This is a genomic window from Agarilytica rhodophyticola (genome assembly GCF_002157225.2).
GTDB lineage: Bacteria > Pseudomonadota > Gammaproteobacteria > Pseudomonadales > Cellvibrionaceae > Agarilytica > Agarilytica rhodophyticola.
Window position 1 is genome coordinate 5,066,759 of the sequence record NZ_CP020038.1, and the last position, 18,967, is coordinate 5,085,725.

The 18,967-nt window shown below is 37.6% G+C and carries 15 protein-coding genes; 7 read left to right on the forward strand and 8 right to left on the reverse strand.

All coding sequences use genetic code 11. The features are described from left to right. Window positions 1–178 precede the first annotated feature (178 nt). A complete protein-coding gene (locus tag BVC89_RS21015) occupies window positions 179–1,639 on the forward strand; it encodes an amidohydrolase (RefSeq protein WP_086933084.1) in 1,461 nt (486 codons plus the stop codon). A 183-nt stretch (window positions 1,640–1,822) separates the two neighbouring features. Here the strand turns inward: BVC89_RS21015 and BVC89_RS21020 are convergent, their stop codons facing one another. Next, entirely contained in the window at window positions 1,823–3,112 is a 1,290-nt protein-coding gene (locus tag BVC89_RS21020; RefSeq protein ID WP_086933085.1) for an RICIN domain-containing protein, read from the reverse strand. Window positions 3,113–3,603: 491 nt separating this feature from the next. On the opposite strand from BVC89_RS21020, the gene BVC89_RS21025 reads away from it, so the two are divergent. The 4 genes from BVC89_RS21025 (at window position 3,604) to BVC89_RS30775 (ending at window position 8,227) form a co-directional block, all read left to right on the forward strand. Beyond that, complete coding sequence (locus BVC89_RS21025; RefSeq protein WP_158658059.1) at window positions 3,604–5,031, forward strand: Ca2+-dependent phosphoinositide-specific phospholipase C; 1,428 nt, start codon at window positions 3,604–3,606, stop codon at window positions 5,029–5,031. A gap of 224 nt (window positions 5,032–5,255) precedes the next feature. Next, on the forward strand, window positions 5,256–5,810 hold the full coding sequence (locus tag BVC89_RS21030) for a lysozyme inhibitor LprI family protein (RefSeq protein WP_086933087.1): 555 nt from the start codon (window positions 5,256–5,258) through the stop codon (window positions 5,808–5,810). A gap of 448 nt (window positions 5,811–6,258) precedes the next feature. Next, window positions 6,259–6,780, forward strand: a complete 522-nt coding sequence (locus tag BVC89_RS21035; protein ID WP_086933088.1) for a hypothetical protein — start codon at window positions 6,259–6,261, stop codon at window positions 6,778–6,780. A 1,363-nt stretch (window positions 6,781–8,143) separates the two neighbouring features. After that, entirely contained in the window at window positions 8,144–8,227 is an 84-nt protein-coding gene (locus BVC89_RS30775) for a hypothetical protein (protein WP_425428399.1), read from the forward strand. A 434-nt stretch (window positions 8,228–8,661) separates the two neighbouring features. On the opposite strand, the gene BVC89_RS21045 is transcribed toward BVC89_RS30775, so the two are convergent. Continuing rightward, the gene (locus BVC89_RS21045) at window positions 8,662–9,876 is read right to left on the reverse strand and encodes a hypothetical protein (protein ID WP_086933090.1); all 1,215 of its coding nucleotides are present in this window, start codon (window positions 9,874–9,876) and stop codon (window positions 8,662–8,664) included. Between the two features lie 1,701 nt (window positions 9,877–11,577). Here BVC89_RS21045 and BVC89_RS30780 point away from each other — a divergent pair. Continuing rightward, window positions 11,578–11,691: a SymE family type I addiction module toxin gene (locus tag BVC89_RS30780; protein ID WP_086933091.1), complete on the forward strand. Its 114-nt coding sequence runs from the start codon at window positions 11,578–11,580 to the stop codon at window positions 11,689–11,691. 86 nt (window positions 11,692–11,777) lie between these two features. Here BVC89_RS30780 and BVC89_RS21055 read toward each other — a convergent pair whose 3' ends face one another. From BVC89_RS21055 to BVC89_RS21090, 6 genes are all read right to left on the reverse strand, one after another. Continuing rightward, entirely contained in the window at window positions 11,778–12,251 is a 474-nt protein-coding gene (locus BVC89_RS21055) for a hypothetical protein (RefSeq protein WP_086933092.1), read from the reverse strand. Between the two features lie 13 nt (window positions 12,252–12,264). Further along, complete coding sequence (locus BVC89_RS21060; RefSeq protein WP_086933093.1) at window positions 12,265–13,932, reverse strand: RHS repeat domain-containing protein; 1,668 nt, start codon at window positions 13,930–13,932, stop codon at window positions 12,265–12,267. Between the two features lie 197 nt (window positions 13,933–14,129). Next, on the reverse strand, window positions 14,130–14,699 hold the full coding sequence (locus BVC89_RS21065) for a hypothetical protein (protein WP_086933094.1): 570 nt from the start codon (window positions 14,697–14,699) through the stop codon (window positions 14,130–14,132). Between the two features lie 1,056 nt (window positions 14,700–15,755). Beyond that, window positions 15,756–16,082, reverse strand: a complete 327-nt coding sequence (locus BVC89_RS21075; RefSeq protein ID WP_086933096.1) for a hypothetical protein — start codon at window positions 16,080–16,082, stop codon at window positions 15,756–15,758. A gap of 48 nt (window positions 16,083–16,130) precedes the next feature. Further along, on the reverse strand, window positions 16,131–16,658 hold the full coding sequence (locus BVC89_RS21080; protein ID WP_086933097.1) for a hypothetical protein: 528 nt from the start codon (window positions 16,656–16,658) through the stop codon (window positions 16,131–16,133). Window positions 16,659–17,357: 699 nt separating this feature from the next. Next, the gene (locus BVC89_RS21090; RefSeq protein ID WP_086933099.1) at window positions 17,358–17,615 is read right to left on the reverse strand and encodes a hypothetical protein; all 258 of its coding nucleotides are present in this window, start codon (window positions 17,613–17,615) and stop codon (window positions 17,358–17,360) included. Window positions 17,616–17,729: 114 nt separating this feature from the next. Between BVC89_RS21090 and BVC89_RS21095 the strand changes: the two genes are divergently transcribed. Beyond that, window positions 17,730–18,581, forward strand: coding sequence for a discoidin domain-containing protein (locus tag BVC89_RS21095; RefSeq protein ID WP_086933100.1), 852 nt, complete (start codon window positions 17,730–17,732; stop codon window positions 18,579–18,581). Window positions 18,582–18,967 lie beyond the last annotated feature (386 nt).

Consider the following 18,967-nt stretch of genomic DNA (forward strand, 5'->3'; position numbering starts at 1 on the left):
ATCCCATCGCATCAGGTTCTCATGTTAACGAGAAGTGCTTCAAGCAAGCATATGTAAAAGCTTCAACTGACGAGACACTCATGGTCAATACATAAAGTTCACAATGGGTATCTACTTTAAATAAGTGGCGTTTTAGGATACTTTATACCCCATTAACGCTTTTAATGGGGATGGGATTATGGGGTACGCAAAGCCTGCTTTATCAAAACTCTTGTTAACCTACATACTGAGTGTTTATCTTGCCTTAAACACCTTTTCAACACACGCAGCCAATGTCGATACCAAGAGTGTACTGGCAAATATAGATGCCAACTATCAGCAGACCGCGAGTGTGGCTAAACAGCTGTGGGACTGGGCGGAAGTAGGCTATCAAGAAGAGCGCTCATCCAAATTGCTGCAAAAAGAACTAAAAGCAGCAGGATTCAAGATTGATGCTGGTGTTGCTAATATTCCAACAGCATTTATCGCCAGTTGGGGTAAAGGTAAGCCCATCATCGCCGTACTTGCAGAATTTGACGCGCTTCCGGGGATAAACCAAAGCATTTCCAGCTCTCGTACCCCTATAGAAGGCAAACATGCAGGACATGCATGCGGGCATAATTTATTTGGCGCAGGCTCTATGACAGCAGCTATTGCCATTAAAAACTGGCTACGTGAAACAAAGACGCCAGGGACTATACGCCTTTATGGCACACCGGCAGAAGAAGGCGGCAGCGGTAAGGTGTATATGGTAAGGGATGGCCTCTTTAATGACGTTGATATTGCGTTGCACTGGCATGCCGACGACGAAAATTCAGCAGCAGCGCAAACAACCCTTGCCAACAGATCTGCAAAGTTCCGTTTTAAGGGTATTTCTTCACACGCGGCAGGTGCACCTGAGCGTGGACGTTCAGCACTCGATGGTGTTGAAGCCTTCAATATGATGGTCAATATGATGCGCGAGCATATTCCTCAGCAAACACGCATTCACCATGTCATCACTTCGGGCGGTAATGCCCCTAATGTCGTACCTGATTTTGCTGAAGTTTTCTACTACGTTCGCCATCCAGAAGTTCAACAAGTCGAAGCTATATGGAAACGAGTGCAAAATGCTGCAAAAGGTGCTGCGCTTGGCACAGGTACACAGGTGGATTGGGAAATTATTCACGGCAATAACCCCTTGCTAGTCAACGAGACATTAGCCAAAGTAGCTGACGCTAAACTTAGACAAGTGGGCGGTATTAGTTATAACGCAAAAGAGAAAAAATTTGCAGAAGAAATCTATAGCTCTTTTAGCAATGCGCGGCTAGGCCTAGGGAGTGAGCGTCTGGTACAGCCTTATTCAAAAAGTCTTGGTTATGGTTCTACAGATGTTGGAGATGTCTCTTACACTGTGCCAACCGTTGGCATAACCACAGCTGCATGGGTGCCAGGCACCTCAGCTCACTCTTGGCAGGCGGTTGCTGCTAGCGGGATGTCCATTGGTTTTAAGGGTGCACAGGTTGCAGCAAAAACAATGACACTAACGGCTATCGAGCTCTACACTAACAAAGATTTGCGTAAACAAGCAAAAGAAGAGTTTCACAAAGCTCGTGGTGCCAATTACAAATACAGTTCTTTACTAGGTGACCGTAAACCACCATTGGATTACCGCAAGTAGGGTTGTATTAAGTAGCCTGTAGGCGCTGACGGCAGCACCTACACACGTTAACTAAAAAAGGCTCCCAGCTAAACAAGATACCGATAATAAAATCTACTTAAGCATGAGCGTATCACTTAGTTACCCTAACACCTTAAATAACGTACCCAGTATTTCGTGACATGTAATTAAGATAGAAGAAGCTTATTCAAATCTAAACTGTTGATTATTACCACCGAGACAATTCCATTGATGGATATTGGCTCCATTAGCATTAGAAATACCTGCTACATCAAGGCATTTATCACTGTGGCGAGCACGAATTTCAAACCAACCTTCACCTGTACTCTCCAACTTAAATTGCATATTGTTACCGTTGAAACAGGACCATTGGGTCACATTAGCACCATTCGCCATAGAATTCCCTGTAACACCTAAGCACTTGTCGTGTCTGGTTCTAATTTCATAAAAATTATTACCTTTTGCAACGAAGGTAAACTCACGATTAGCGCCGGATCCGCAATTCCATTGTTGAATATTCGTGCCATTTTCAATAGCACCACTTGCTAGATCAACACATTTATTACTGTGCTTGACCTGCAATTGAGTTTTACCCACTGGCAAAATAATTGTATCGTTCGACGGAGGTGTACCCACACTGCTTCCTATAAAGTTTTTCAACATAGTAGGATTTCCATTCTCATCACCGTGTAAAAGATACCAAGTCATACCCGCATCTGAAATATCCGCTTTATCCGCAAAAAACATTCTGTCATAGACCCATCTAACATTAGCATCGGCATGATCACGCATCCAATGCCAATAACTAAATTTATTGGGTAGTGTTTGCGTACTGAAGCCTAAGTTCGGATTAGATGAACTATTTTGGTCTCTAATATCGATATATTCAGTGGTAGTAAAAGCATCTTTCATATCCTGCCATGACCAACCCGAATGCTGTGTCTCCCAGCTGTGCGGACTATCAGCGTGTTGTTCATTCCAGGAGGAGTGAGAAATCATAGTGACAAACTGCCGCCGCCAAGGTTGAGCTCTTTGCATACCAACCCCCACAACGTGAGTTGATCCTGCCAATAAAATAAACAAACGATTATTGGCTGTTGAAGCATTAATAGCATCTCTAATGGCATTAAATGCTGCTTCCTGATTGTTAATAGCTTCAACAAACTTTGTTGAATTAAAATTCCAACGGTTTTTCGCTCCATTAATACTTAAACGCATTTGCTGAACCGAGTTTGCAGGGTTATTTCCCCATATATGGTCGGTATAGGTATATGCCACGAGCTTATCTTGTAAACCCGCCTTGGCTAACATCATAAGGGCAGCCGGTGTTGCGCCCCAATCATCTGGATCTGTCCAGTTGCCATCGGAGCTAATAGCAATTCTCCCCTGCTTAAAAGGGATTTGTGCTTGAGATTGTATTGTCAAGAGGAGTGAAAATAGAAAAAGATACAATATAAATTTATTTTTATTCATGATTCTCTCACTTTTAATTTATTCAAATCAAATATAGCAACACCACAATAAGAGCACTACGGCAAAGCCTGCCTAAATAATCAAAGCCATCACAAATTCACAATTTAATATTTATCTTTAATAAGGTGATAATTTATATTTTACATTTAGTTGAGTATTAACAAATTAAAATCAACAAAATAGATATTTGAAAAATAGTGAAGTTATTCCTTATATAAGTAAAGTAATAATTCTGTAAAAATTTTATTTTTTATCTTGCAACCTTCGAAATAACAACACATATTAATAAAAAACAACAATTAAACTGATCAGGTCAAATTTTATAAAAGCTTACCTGACAGCAACTAGCTTATATAAGAGTTAAAACTACTGTCATCTTGATGATATAGCGTATACCTTTTAAATAATTAAACCCATGAACATAACTAGGAGAAAAAATGGTTTTTTCAACCTCAAGAGTGCCCATACATATATTTTTGATGATAGTAAGTATGGCTTTTATAAATGTTTCTCATGCTGATTACTGGGGAGACAATCGTACTGACAATTATCAAGACGGACATTTTACTGACGATAACGATAACATTCCGCTAAATCGATATTTTCAGACAAGCATTCACAATGCTTATGCCAAAGGACATACTATATACAATATTCTAAGACATTATAGTACCAATATAGAACTCGACTTCTTTGACGCACAAAACGCTTTTCCATGGACGCAATATCGTTCGGGAGATTGGTACGTAAGGCACACGCTTTTTAATCCCGCTGAAGATGTAATGTGTATTAACGATGGCGATCATGACTTTTTAAGCGAATGTTTTGAGGAGATTCTTCGTTTTCATAATAATTTTCCACAGCATGATTTGATAACCTTATGGATGGATAAAAAACAACAGTGGCAACCACAGAGTCAATGTCAAAACGGTACTAATAGCCCTTGCCGCAGGCCTAATGACTTCGATGCATTGTTAGAAAATATGTTTGGATCTGACATTCTATTTAAACCGCGAGACCTATTAAACTTAAGTGGTACAAACAACCTCAGATCGGCAGTCACTAAAAAAGGCTGGCCCAATATAAATAGATTGCGTGGAAAAATAATGGTGGTAATTACTGATTACGACCTAGATAACCGTAATTTACGTGATTATATTAATGAGAGAGGCGATAATGCTCGCGCATTTATTGCTCCTAAAATTGATCGAGGCTCTATCGACACTCCTGCGGGTCTATCAGAACATAAAAACTCCGTAGTTTTTTACAACCTGTCATCGTCTAAACGCCACCTAGGGCCTGAAATATTTAGCAAAAACTATATTTCTCGAACTTGGGGTGTTAACTTAAATGAACGCAGCAGCTATGACTATCGCGCATTTTTAATACAAAATGGCGCAGGCGATGCTTATACTAGTGGCGCTCGTTATACGGGAGCTTTAAAGCATTCGGAAATACCACTTTTTACGACACTTAAACCTCGACATGCTCTTAATCAGAGTTTTGATGGCGTTGTCGATGGCTCAGGTAAAAACAACGGTGATACCGTTCATCAGTGGAGGTTCGCGGGAAAAGGGCATATTAACCAAAGCTGGTTTGCTATTCCCCATGCAAATGTCACATCGAACTCCCACTCTGGTTTATTTTATCTTAGCATTTTAAATAGTGGTAAAAGAGCGGATATAAAGGATCATAATTCTAATAATGGAGTCAATATCCACCTTTGGGATCACCGCCATGCTAAAAATCAGCAGTGGATATTGACTCGTAATGCAAATAATGACTATGAAATTAAAAACAATCTTAGCCGCGACTGCATGGATGTATTGAATTACAATGTTGGTTCAGGAGAAGAAATTGCTCAGTGGGATTGCAGCGGCAATAGCAATCAGCGCTTCCATATAACACCCTGGAAGTAGTAGGATCACTATTGATAATCTCTAATTATTATTAATTTATAGCCCTCGATTAATTCTGAATACTAAACCATATATTTTTTCAGATTATCAGGGCTATTTAAATAAAACTCCATGTTTACTTGCCTGACTTATTCCAGTTATTAAAAACAATAGATGCCTGAAAACAGTAAATATAGTAGTATCTATATAATTAACATATCAACAATAAGGAGTAAATACGGGTAATGAATAAAATATGTACTGCAATAATAACATTAATTGCTGGCTTCATATTTAGTGGAAACGCTACATATGCTGCTGGGTTTGACTGCTCAGCCGCCAGCAAAATTGCCGAGAAAGTAATATGTGGCAGTCAAGAATTATCCACTCTTGATAAACGTATCAATAAGCATTACCTGCAAGAATTATCCAAGCCTTATGTAGATGTGAAGGCACTAAAGCAGGCACAGAGAAGGTGGCTAAAAGAGCGAGACCAATGTGAGTACAGTTTTGATTGCATAAAGCAGAAATCCCTAAAAAGAATTATATCATTTGAAGGTAAGCAATCGTCTATTTACGCGTTTTCATGGGGAGGAATATTACGAGAGGAGCCCAATTTATCAAGCTCCCAAGTAGGCTCAACTCACGAAAGGCAAGCGATTACTGTCATCAGCGAAACAGATATTAAAATGAATAGTTACCCTTGGTTTTATATTGAAGCAAATGGTGTCAAAGCGTATCAATGGGGAGGCATACTGTGCGATAAAAGCCGGCCAAATAAAACTTACTGTTCGGAATGACATTATAAAAATACAGAGGTAGCAATACCTCTTTTGTATACCCTCATGTTAATGACCTCTCCCTTTAGTATCGCCTTAAAATATTAATTAAAAAAATAATATTTAAAATATAATTATTATTGGACGGTAAATTAAAATTACTTGCAAAAGTTAAAAGTATGTTGATAGGTCTTTAACAGGCACACTATTTACAACTTTCTAATATCTCAGCGTTGAAAGCTCTCTTAGCGGAAAATAGCTTTTTTAAAAGTTATTTGGATTTGTCTATCTAATTTATTATTCTCTAATACGAGATTTTTATCTTTCTCTATAATATTTTTTAATTTTAAGAACTTACCGCACTAAACCTCTACTAAGAAGCGAGAACACCATAACAGAGATATATGCAGTACTCATATGTTAAGAAATTTTCTTCGTTATCCTTAAAAACTTTAATGAGTAACCGTTTATGTCTACAATACCTGCTATCTCACCAAGACGCCCCCATACAACACACCTTCAAGATCGTGCAAATATAAGGAATGCCCCATACTTCTCCCATTCTCAAACAGAACGTAATATATTCGTTAGTGCAGGTTCTTTGTTGAATCATGCGGGTGGAATAGTAAATCAAATAAATCGTTCAGCCATAAATAACCTGAAGGGAGACCCTCTTAGCCATCTTGCTATGGGAGGCTGTGCTCCAAGTCGTCCAGCTACGCCTATTGTGCAGGATTTTCGCTCAAGAGGTGGAGATATCCGGGTTATTTCACGCGGTAATGAACATGTTGTTACTACGAGAGGGGGAAACTCTGCTCTACCTTATGACGCAGGCACTATCCATAATTATACCCGTGAGCATAAAAGAGACTTTCACGGAGCTATCGGCCGTTATGAGAGCCACAGACACCAAAAGTTCCCTGATAGAAGAACCTTAATTGATGCAGTCAAACATTCTGCCTATAAAGATATTGCAAGGAATCTTAAATAAAATATTTTAGGGTCAGATTTACTGACCCATTTTTTACAAAACTTAGTCTAGATATAAAGAAACTAATATATTGATATTAAGCTATGCTTTATATGGTGAAGTATAAATCAACTTCAGGAAGTATTTAATAAACTATATATTTCATAATAACAACCTTTATTTAAATTTAGTTTCTCTATTAAACAAATTATTAAAGCTATATGTAGTGCACTATTATCAGATGAAGACATATAACCAACACTCTGGGAACTATTTTTAAATGCTAATAGTTAGAGAAAATTCTAGCCCCCTAAATTATTGTGTTAAATAAACTCACCTTAGCATTAAAAAAACCAATAGATAAGAAGTGTATTTTTAAATTCTGTAATTGGCATATAGAAGTCAACATGCTCAAAAAACATTTATAGAATGAATAAAAAACATGCCCGAATCAGATAAAAATGCTTAAAATCCTAACAGAAAAGTAATATTTTTCGGCAAATTAACAATCTTAACAAAATGTAAAATATCACTTTTACACAACAAAAGTTAAGATGTAACATATTAAGAAAATCTTCTATAGAAATATCTAACTTAGTTGAAGTACAGAACCAAAAGCATAGTCATTTAACAAACTCGATAGAAAACTCAGTTGACGCTGGGGCTTAGTTGAAATTCATCAATTTACAGTTCTTAAAAATGATATTTATTTAATGCTAACTACACTTCTCTAAAATCGACTCAGCACACGAGTTATAAATAAAACAAAAAAATAAAGACTGACCCCTAATTTTCGACATACTTAAATAGCTCCGATATTATTATTACCGCCCTTATTTCTTATAGTGCAAAAACCCCTATTTTTAAACATAACCCCAAATTAAAGTGTTACTACACTACGATAGCCACAAAGTGTAAATCTATTTTTTATTTTTTAAAAACTTATCTGCCAGAAGATTTAGGGTCAGGTCTTTTCTTTTTACTTTCTCATAATTTAACTAGCTTTAAAATAAAGTAAACTGTATACGACACACAAGTACCAAACGAAAACCTTTACTATTAAAAATTAATATAAGTATAAAACAGAGTAGGTAAAATACAACGCATGACCTACTTCTTCTGGTTTTTTTCACCTACCATCCTAAATCAAATGGAGAGGCAAGGTGCGGCAACACCAAGGCTCAGCTAATCACCACCATACTATTAGGGTGTATGATCATGACTACTCGTAATAATAATACACAAGCGCGACTCCAGCCCACCACTAAAAAACGATATCGCCAACGGCGGCTAAAAGTGAGGGAGAATTACCACGCTTACCAGCTGAGGCCAATACCACCAACAACTCACGCCGATTGGTGAGATTCATTTAAAAGGGCATTGGTTGATTGAAGCGAGGTTTGAGATTAATACGCCGGTAAAGGTGAGGATCAGGGATAAGTTTTTGGTAGTGATCCATGATACATAAAAGGTAATAGATAAAAAAATAAAAAGCCCTAGATTAAAAGCTAGGGCTTTGTGTGTGTCCTATTTATTATTCATTAGGGCAATGCAGCAGTAATGGCCGAGAAAAACTAAATTACACTCTTGGCGCCTCGCTTAAAGCACCTACTTTTAGCGATTAGCGCTTTTGGGTGTAAACAGGAATTGATAAAATTAACGTTAAAAGTACCTAGTAGACCTAATGCTTTTTAAAAAGGTAGTTATAGACCTACTTAAGAATACTACAGACTATATGGATCATAGTTACGGATAGTAATGGCTGAAATGATGCAGTAATTGTGTAACTAACCTGTAATTCGATCACCATATGACTGGAATGGCTAAGTTCCGTAATTTTCAATATACCCCTTAAATAATTACAACTTCACTATAGGTATTTACATTACAATAAATATCTATCTATGGTAATTGGTATATAGCTTCAAGCGTTAAGCCTTGCACAGTAGATGATCCTGCTGGGGGCTTTGCTATATATGTTACACCATGGCTATTATCGCCAGAGACAAAATTCACACGTGGAGGTGAAGACGATCCTCCTGTGGACGATTTAATTTGCCTATCGAAGCTAACTAGAGCATCTTTTGAAAGCCGACTTAAGGTAGCAAGAGTTCCGTTATCTAGTCTCGACATTCTATGGTTATCACGACTTAAATTTGTTTTATTTATTCGCTCTTCAAGTGATAAACCTGCTGTACTTGGACTAGCAACATCCATAATACTTCTAGCAAAATCCCTATTACTGCTAGAACCACGTAAGCAATAAGCTAAAGTTATACGGGTGTAATCCGATTTTGAAAAATGAGTGGATACTGTTGATTTTTGACTTCTATCTGCCATGTTGTGTATTTCCTTAAATTCTTGGTAAGGAATGTTTACACCATTATAATTTAAGATTCTATCTCTTGGGCTCGTTTGTTGACTGGAAACCGCAACGTTATTACTACTGAAAGTGCTTTGATCAGTTTTCCAAACGGTAACAAACCTTGAACTTTTGCTAGGATCTCCCGCATATGCTATTACACCTTGCATTTCTCCTAAGCCAGCTCCATTTTTCAAATTAGAGGGATTGGGAGCTACAGCCCAAAAACCTTTGGAAGAAACAAGTGGCGATAAGCTATTCCATCTCGTAGGATCTGACGCATGCACTCCGTGGAAAAGGTGCCTGGGATTTGAAGGACTAGAACTATTTGATGCTCCAATTGTAGCAGCGTACGCCTTACCAAGCATCTTATGATCAAGTGACTGTGTATAGTTTCTGTCGCTCGCCCTACTACCATAACTATAACTCAATTGGTAAATTTTCGGCGCTGATTGACCATTCGCTCTTGCTACAGCGTTCAGATGGGGCGATGCTATTTGATTATATGTAAGTGTTGGTGATGATGATCGCTGAGTAGCTGGCCTTGAAGCAGGCCCAGCTCCAGGTGTTCCTATCTGGCTCTGTTGTCTTCGCGGCCTAAGTAAACTCAAAATATTTGGCCCTGTTGCAAGAGCTGGTCTTTGACTAGTTGCGTGTCTGCGACTAAAATGTTGTTTAAAGTCATCCTTATTCGGATAAATTTTATTACATGTCTTACATTGAACTCCTTGCGAAGTAACTCTATAGTTTGCCATTAAATATCAATTCCTCTTTATAAATATCACGTTTTTTTCCTTTTAGTCGCGAAAATTTTGTTTTTGTTCTATTTATTTGTAAACATTTACATTATTTTAGGTGATGGTATTAAATACTTATAGTGATCTTTACAAATCGGGAAAAACACCCAAATAAATAAAGTAATTTAACTTTAAATAATCAAAGATATACCTATTTCCATTCAAGACTTTCGAAACTATCTTTGTACATAACAATGAGAAATAAAGAAAAGAATGTGATGCAACTATAATTATAACTGAAATAGCAAAAATTATTTGAAGAATTTTATCAAAATATTTTTTTGATATTTTTGAAATATATTACCTCTTATATAAACTTAAAACAAAAACACAAGGTCAGATTTACTGACCCATTTTTTACAAAACTTAGTCTAGATATAAAGAAACTAATATATTGATATTAAGTTATGCTTTATATGGTGAAGTATAAATCAGCTTCAGGGAGTATTTAATAAATTATATATTTCATAAAAACAACCTTTATTCAAATTTAGTTTCTCAATCAAACCAATTATTAAAGCCATATGTAGTGCACTATTATCAGATGAAGTCATATAACCAACACTCTGGTAACTATCTTTAAGTGCTAATAGTTCGAGAAAAGTCTAACTCCTCTAAATTATTGTGTTAAATAAACTCACCTTATTATTAAATAAAAAAATAGATAAGAAGTGTATTTTTAAATTCTGTAATTGGCATATAGGAGTTAATATGTTAAAAAAATATTTATAAACTGAATAAAACAACATGCCCGAACCAGAAAAAATGCTTAAAACCCCACCAGAAAAGTAATATTTTTCGACAAACTAACAATCTTAATAAAATGTAAAATATCACTTTTACACAACAAAAGTTAAGATGTAACATATTAAGAAAATCTTCTATGGAAACATCTAACCTTAGTTGAAGTATAGAACCAAAAGCATAGATATTTAACAAACTCGATAGAAAACTCAGTTGACGCTGGAACTTAGTTGAAATTCATTAAGTTACAGTTCTTAAAAATGATATTTATTTAATGCTAACTACACTTTTCTAAAATTGACTCAGCACACGAGTTATAAATAAGACACAAAAAATAAAGACTGAACCCTAATTTTCGACATACTTAAATAGCTCCGATATTATTGTTACCGCCCTTATTTCTTATAGTGCAAAAACCCCTATTTTTAAACATAAAACCAAATTAAAGTGTTACTGCACTACGATAGCCGCAAAGTGTAAGTCTGTTTTTTATGTTTAAAAAACTTATCTGCCAGAAGATTTAGGGTCAGGTCTTTTCTTTTTACTTTCTCATAATTTAACTAGCTTTAAAATAAAATAACCTGTATACGACACACAAGTACCAAACGGAAACCTTTACTATTAAAAATCAATATAAGTATAAAACAGAGTAGGTAAAATACAACGCATGACCTACTTCTTCTGGTTTTTTTCACCTACCATCCTAAATCAAATGGAGAGGCAAGGTGCGGCAACACCAAGGCTCAGCTAATCACCACCATACTATTAGGGTGTATGATCATGACTACTCGTAATAATAATACACAAGCGCGACTCCAGCCCACCACTAAAAAATGACATCGCCAACGACGGCTAAAAGTGAAGGAGAATTACCACGCTTACCAGCTGAGCCAATAGCACCAACAACTCACGCCGATTGGTGAGATTCATTTAAAAGGGCATTGGTTGATTGAAGCGAGGTTTGAGATTAATGCGCCGGTAAAGGTGAGGATCAGGGATAAGTTTTTGGTAGTGATCCATGATACATAAAAGGTAATAGATAAAAAAATAAAAAGCCCTAGATTAAAAGCTAGGGCTTTGTGTGTGTCCTATTTATTATTCAGGTCGTTTTTTGGTTATTTTTCCAATAGTGTATTAATAGCTTTATTATAGTATGAAGCGTCTAAATCGATTTTTAGCTTTTGACTTTCGGATAAACCATTATATGATTCGCTACTTAAGTAATTAACATTAAATGGGGCATATTTAATTCCATTTATCAAACGTGGGTTGCCATTTCTATATCGAGCAACTTGAGAGAATAACACTTGCGTGGCCTTATCCACATTTTCCAAACCAGGGGCTATAGCTCTTTTACTCTCTAAGTACTTACCATATTCTATTAGTAGAGCATTTATTCTGGCCTCGTGTAAATCAACAACATTCACATCAGGTTTTTGCTTCAATTGATTGATTGCATCAATTTGATAGGATGCTTCCAAAGACAGTTTTTGAGCAGCCGCTCTCTCTAAACCAATCTGTACTCCATTCCAATAACAAAACAGAGAAAAAAACAGCGATGCTAAAAAAAATGAAAAATATTTAACCATTTGAAATAAATACCTAATCAAATTTACTGTAACCAGAACTTCCGTCAAAGATAAAAGTATCAGCTCCACGACCAGAAACAACAACAGGGGCTTCAACGAAACGGGAAAGAGAATTAAATTTGTCTACTGATGACGCACTTGTAATACCTCGATTCCCTTGCCATCGGTCAAGCGAAATTGCTAATGCCTTAACACCTTCTAAGGGCTGGACAGCACCCGCAAAACCTCCAGTTTCTGTTAAGCCTCTAACTGTATTTGATGAAGGCAGGCCGTCAATGTAGTAACCTTCTTTACTACTAAACCAAGATGCCTCTTTATATCTTATAACACTGCCAGAACTAATATTATCCCCTTGCAACTGAAACCTAGTTTCAACATCACCTTTTGCCATACTAAGCCCTCTGGCGAGGATTTTTTTAAACTGCTCATCTTTGAATATTTCTGACAATTCCTTTTGACTAATTAAGCCTCCATCACCCGCAACAAGCTGCCGCCCATCAGGTGTTAGCCCTTTTTCCATATTTGCAATTTCTTCTGCGGTATGGCCTCCATTGCTAGACTGTTGAGAGCTTAACCCCGCCCTCACAGCCCACGCAAAAGCAGCACTTCCCGCGCCATTTGCAAACTTCCCGCCAGTCACCCTACTTATAGTACCACCACCAACAACCTGACCTATAAGGCTACCCCCACCAAATTGGCTAAACCCTGCACTAATAAAACCGTTTCTAAAGCCCCCTCCTTGCAATAGACCAAAGGCCCCTCCTAATATACCTCTTGCAACAAATTGACCTAGGGGATTGCCAATTCCGTTTATACCGGCAAAAGCAGCTCCAGATATTCCTCCTATAATCGCGCCCCGAACCGGGTTGCGACCATAAACCGCAGCACCGGCAAAACCACTTGCTGCGCCAGCAATCGCACCTTTTACAATCGCAGAGCCACACACTTGACAATATATAGAAATTAAAGCGCCAACGGCTACTCCTACAAAAGGCCTAATCTTCTTCCAAGCACGACTCAAGAAATACCCACTAGGATCCGTAGCATTGAGCGGGTTATTCCTTAAATACGAGTAGCGATTATGCATCTGTATATCGGTCGCTGCTTGAATAAAGGGGTCGGCTTGCATAAAGCGGGCGATGGTGGCGTCGTAGATGCGGCCGTTCATGTGGATAAGGCCTAATTCGTCGAGCATTTCGTGGCCGGTGAAGCCTCGGCTGGTGATATCGTCGCTAAAGTTAAAGTGCTGTGTCGTTGTTAATAACTCCAACGTGCTGTTTTCTTGACGGCGGGCGCCCCAAGGATCGAAGCTCATGCTTTGTTCAAGATTGCCGAAGTCGTCGGCAATGACATCCACTGAGCCCAGGTGGTCTTTAAAGATAAAACGCTTGCTTTCATCGCCGATCATTTTAAATGAGGCGTCGGTGGTGTAAGTACGTTGACCACCGGCCACTTGGCGACGCCATTCGATGGTGCCGTCGTTTTGCGTAATGCGTTCTACATTACCAAGGTAGACGGTTGTTTTATTTTTGGCAGCGACACTGGAATTGCTATCAATTTGCAGATAACGACTGCGATCCGGCCCATAAGCAAAAGTAGATACATGGTTACCTTTACTGATAGTTAAGGGTTTGTCAAAGGTGGAATATTGTAAACTACGACCGCTGGTATCGCTGGTCATATTACCGTTACTATCGTAGAAATAAGAAACGCCATCAACACTATTCAGGACACATAATTAAGCAGCTTTTTTGCTATTTCCAAACGCCATAGCAGATTCGGGCTCACCCATTCCCCCTATTTTTTTGTTTTTATTGACTTAAAGCCTAATGGGTGCCCCTATACTCTATTTATTTATAGCACAAGCATTACCTATTTCTAAAAGCTGCTTTCTATTGATATATTTATTATGTAGTTCATTTTTTCTCCAGAAAGCAGATCATAATACCTCTTAGACTCTGAGCATAATCCCAAATTAAAGTATGATAGCAATCCGATAGTTGCAAGGTGTAAGTCTGATTCTTTATGTTTAAAAAACTTATCTACTGCTGCGCCAGATAATACATAAGACTCTATTTTAAAAAACAAATGTGCTTGATGCTCATAAGCTGATAGTCTATCTTGTATAGAAATCGAATCGACTAGGGAAGCCGCAAGATATTCATAAGCACTTTCTCTATAGTGTCCAGTTTTGTAACTTACATACCCGCTTGTCATCAAAACTAAAAAGTTCTGATAATCAGATGAAATTTGTATTTCTTTTAGAGATTTTACATCATCTAGCGCTTCCTTTAATTTACCATTGTCCGCGTTTTCTCTTGCAGATATTAATAATTCACTGATAGTATCGTTCTCATCAGTTTCATCAACTTTACTAACCCTGTTAGAACATGAAGAAGAAAACAATAATGACAATATAAAAACTACACCTAAAAAATTTAAAATCACTTTTACTACTCTTTCTCAAAAACCGAATTCAGGAATTCAGGGTCACGTCTACTGAGATGACCCCATCTCCCTTTATCTTCTAAATCTATTGAGTATACTACCTGAACGCCTTGTCCGTCTTCTTGAGTCCTGGCTGTTAGCGTTTGAATTAGTTGAACTCGAACTAGCTGCGTTGGTGCTGCTTGAGCTACTATCACCAAGAGGAGTCTGATCAAAAGGACATCTAGGGTTACTCTTTTGAGATATGGTAAATGCGCAAGTTCCGCATATTGGGGTAGCACCCTTACAGCTTTTACAGTTTAGTGTTGCTTTCTGTTTTGTGGTATTTCGCGAATCTGGCAGTTAAATGGATTGCTAGCTGTTTTTATACTATAGACGTGAGCCATTAATTCTAAATCTCTCTTATGGAATGTACCACTAAGTATCTAAATAGAAAAAATAGTTCGTCTTTTAAAATTGCAAGAATAAATATTAAGCACTCGTAAAAATACTGTTTTTAATTTTATAATTTTTATTACGCCTTTAGTTAATAATAAGAATCTAAAATAAAGTATATACAATTTAAATAAAAATAAATTAATTATAATTTATCTCTTTATTATTTTAATTTTCACCTGCCTACTAATTCAGACACATAGATATGTCTCACCATATTGGCGCTTATCTTTGTTTGTAGGATCTGGGGACAGGTCTACTGGTCCATTTTTTAAAGTGAATTTCTTGTTTATTTCATTTTTCTATTTTTCTATTTTTCTATTTTTCTATTTAAATAGACTCGATTTTCATTACCGGAAAATACCATTATAAAAGACATATATATTAAGAAAGGAATAATAACAATCACGAGCCAAAACGGCATATGAAAAAGATAAGTAATACCAATTACTCCCCAAAATGAAACTATTACATAAAATATAAATAAAAATTTATAACCAAAGTATACATAACTTTTACATCCACATTTACTACAAATATGAGGAGAAAAACGGTCTGATCTAAGTTTTGACATAGATGAGATCGTTTTGGCTCCACAGAATTTACATTCAGAATATGACATCAATATCGACTCGTGGTTGTATTAGAATCTCCTTGAGAAATTCCACCTGCGAAATCAGTACCACGAAAAATTCGAATCCCAGACACACGCTGACTAGCATCGAAAGTAACATCAACTGCCATCAGACCTAAATCAAAAGCTAAACCAGTACCTTTTCCTTTAAAGCTTCCTAAATCTCCAAAGGAAACCCCTACAGCTAACGACATGTCTGCCTCAAAACCAATTAGGTTAGATATGGTTTCATATTTACTAAATTCGAAATCACCACCATGATAACCACTCTGCCATGTAGAAACACCATTATTACGGGGTTTGGGGTCACCCATTTTTGTACAGTGGGTGTCTTATTTAGTTCTCCTGAGTATGGGGCTAATTTAAACTGGTTTTAAAAGATTAACTTGATCTTCAGTAAGCTCTAAAAGCTCCAAAGTCGATAACTTTCCATCTGACGTTATACCAAATCGAAGCTGATTATTTTTAATATACCGAACTGGTTCCTCAATTCCTTCAAAGTGTAGTGACAGATAATTAGCACCAACCATTAAAGTAATTTCAGAATCAAAGCTATCATCAAAATTATCTGCGTAATTATCCGAACAAGAGTCCCAAGTACTCACATCAAAAGCAGCCAAGCCAATAATTTCAGGTAAGTCATTATTAGCTGGCAACTCAGTTTCGCTAACTCTCTCTGGAGAGATTGCAGTTAATGTTGCATTACAAACTGAGCCGCTTCCTCTGTTTAATCCAATCTCTATTAATGACTGCTTTCCATCACCACCCCTAAAATAAAGAGGTGGTGCTGACGACCCTTGTGATTTTACCTCAACCGTGAACGGAATATATCCATCAATATCAATAGAAATATCTTCACAGGGATTTTCTTTTTTTAATATCAACATCATTTATAAAGCACATGTTTAATTACTGGCAAAGCATCACCCGAACGCCCCACACTAAATATCAATTCCCAGCGACCAACATTAACCATTTATCCATTCTTAAAACCTTGAGCAGTGGCTTGGTTTACTGCCTACCGGAAACTGGTCAACATTGCCTGGTTTCCAGTGGAACTACTATATGAAAGCCCATTACGGATTAAATATTCAGCCACAGAAATCCAGGGTCAGATCTACTGAGATGACTCGCCTCCCCACCTGATTGAGGATGGTAGGTGATAAAACCAACAGAGGCAAATCATCTCAGTAGGCCTGCCCTCATTTTTCCGTTTTATTTTTAGTTAAAAGAAAAAACCGTCATAATAATTATTGACATAACAAAAACAAATTTTCTCAAAAATATATCGCCACAATTTAGTGAGGCATGAGGCAAAATCATTTTTTTATTAAATACAAAACAGATGACTAAATAAGAAAAGTAGCTATAAATAAAAAAACCAACAATCCACTCATCTGACTCTTTTCCGCCTGATAGGGTGCCAATAATAAAAAACAGGGCTAATAGAGTGATATAACTTAAAGTAAATTTATTGAACATCATTTTTCTCTATGATAATCACGATTAAACCAATAAGTTGATATTGATGTAGCAACAACACCGACCGCATTAGCTTTAGTCGGAGCAACGCCTGTCTTTATTAAAGTTTATTGATAAATTAATCCAACAGCTGCAGGCGAAGCAACGGCAGCTGTACTCCACCCATCGGCCCCAAATAGATATTCATCTAAGACCAACACTCCGTCAGTAGCCAAACTTCCGGTGGCACACCAAGCCGAACAAGGAGTTAAACTGCCTGCTGCTAAAGTTAAGGATACAGTAGTACCAGCTTTTTGAAAATTTTCGTGATCGTAAGCATCAGATACTACTTGAGATACTTCTGTAGAAATATCTACTGAATCCACTACAGAAAAGCTTCTTTGTATTTTGTCCCAAAAACTTGGCTGTCTTCGTTTCCCATTGATATACAAAAGTGGGGGGCTTATTTACTTCTATAGTATCGTGGGTGTCTCGTTTATTTGGAAAGTTACGACGAAGGCGGCCAAGGTATCGCCTATAACGACAGTGATCCACAACAGCGTGGCCAGTTCCACCGCCAACGTGAAGGAGTTGATGTGGGCGATGCTGCAAGCGCCAGCGATGGACGTTTTGTTGGCTGGATCAATGATGGTGAATGGCTGGAATACACTTCCGAGATTGTGCCTGGCATTTATGACTTTACCTTAAGTGTCGCTGATCCTGCTAATGCTAGCGGTATAATCCGTATGTTGGTAGGTGGTGTTGAAGTAGGAACTGTTAATGTGCCCGTTACCGGAAATTGGACGAAATTCGAAGACGTCACACTGGAAAATGTCGATCTTAGCGCATACTCTGGCAGACACATTTTCCGCTTAGAATTTATTAACGGTAGCTTTAACCTCGACGCCATCACTTCGACAGCGGCTGGCAGCGGCACTCCAGGTAATGGCGGCACCAGCACACAGCTTAGCCGCGTAGGCTGGAATGTAACTGCAAGTACTTCCCGCGATGTTAACAATGCCATTGATGGTATTGCCAGCTCTCGTTGGGCGACACGCGCAACCCAGCGAGCGGGACAAACCTTCACCATCGACCTGGGCGCAATACGCAATGTTGACCGCATTGTTTTAGACTCAGGAGGCAATCCCAACGACTACCCACGCGGCTATATCGTACGTGTATCCGATGATGGCATTAACTATCGCGACGTCACGTCAGGTAATGGCGACTCCGCAGTGACAGATATTAGTTTTGCCGGACAAACAGCCCGCCATATACAAATCGAACAAACAGGATCATCCAACGTTAATTGGTGGTCTATTCATGAAGTTAATCTTTACGGCAAAAACTAACCTGCACTAGGTGGTACTTATTCCGTTTATACGGGGTAAGTATCATGATTTAAATATTCAGCGAAAATCGATAGCAAATAGGACACGCATAATGAAAGCCTTCTTTATTTATATAAAAAGTGGGTGTCTCGTTTATTCCAAAACTTACTAGCACTAGATGATACTTACTCTGTTTATACAGGGTAAGTATCATTATTGATATACAAAAGTGGGTATCTTATTTACTTCTTTATTATCGTAGCTGTCTTATTTACTCATCTAAAAAAATAAATACGCGACAATCATAAGCAATACAAATATACCTCCCCAGACCATTCGTACAAAAAAATCTGCGTTTTTGACACTTTTTAACCTGTCCTCATTCTCCAATCGAAGCCCTACCAGCT